At 68.4% G+C, this 879-nt stretch carries 1 protein-coding gene and 1 pseudogene; one reads left to right on the top strand and one right to left on the bottom strand.

Annotated features, from left to right (window positions below):
• Positions 1–98: pseudogene (locus ACTQVX_RS08830) on the top strand (helix-turn-helix domain-containing protein); the annotation flags it as partial.
• A 24-nt stretch (positions 99–122) separates the two neighbouring features.
• On the opposite strand, the gene ACTQVX_RS08835 reads toward ACTQVX_RS08830, so the two are convergent.
• Positions 123–879, bottom strand: a 757-nt coding sequence (locus ACTQVX_RS08835) for an IS3 family transposase (protein WP_441560933.1), incomplete at its 5' end; no start/stop codon positions are given.

The raw sequence follows: 879 nt of genomic DNA on the forward strand, positions 1-879 counted from the left end.
GGCACGGGGCGCGCTTCACGCGCGACTTCGAGGACTGGGTGGCGTGGCTGGCGGTCCGCTGCACCGCCTCGGCGGTCTCCGAGCTCGCCCGCGTCGAGTGGCACAGCGTGGATTGGCAACACCTATTTGGACGATTCCGGGAGGGACAGCCCCGCCTCCCTGAACTCGACCGGAGACATGTAACCCAGCGTCGAGTGGATCCTGAAGTTGTTGTACCAGTGCACGTAGTCCGAGAGCTTGGCCCGGAGCTCGCGCGTCGTGCCGAACGTCTCGCGGTGGACGAGCTCGGCCTTCAGTATCCTGTTGGTCGACTCGTCGACGGCGTTGTCGTAGGGGCAGCCCTTGGCCGACAGCGACCTCTCAATGCCGAAGGCCTCGAGCATCAGGTCGATCTCGGCGTTGTCGAACTCGCTGCCGCGGTCCGTGTGGAAGACCTCGATGTCCGAGATGGGGAAGGAGAGCGTCGCGAACGCCGACTTGACCAGCCGGGCGTCCTTCCTGGGCCCGGCGGAGTGGCCGACGATCTCCCTGTTGTAGAGGTCGACGAGCAGGCAGACGTAGTTCCACGAGGCCCCGACGCGCACGTAGGTCAGGTCGCTGCATATATGGGTGCGCGGCGCCCTGCCGCCGAAGCCGCGCGCGACGACGTTGGGCACGTCGGCCTCGTTGACCGCCCCGGGGTGCACCTTGAACCTCTTCCTGCCGTATGCGCTGACCAGGCCGTTCTCCCTCATGATGCGGCAGACCCGGCGCCGGCTGACGGTGACGCCCGACCTCTCGAGCGACGCCTTTATCTTGCGCGAGCCGTACCGGCCCTTGCTGGCGGCGTGGGCCGCGACCACGGCCGGCGCGGCGGGGTCCGGCGCGGCGGCCGTGGTC

The organism is Collinsella sp. LCP19S3_A6, from assembly GCF_052122015.1.
Taxonomy (GTDB): domain Bacteria; phylum Actinomycetota; class Coriobacteriia; order Coriobacteriales; family Coriobacteriaceae; genus Collinsella.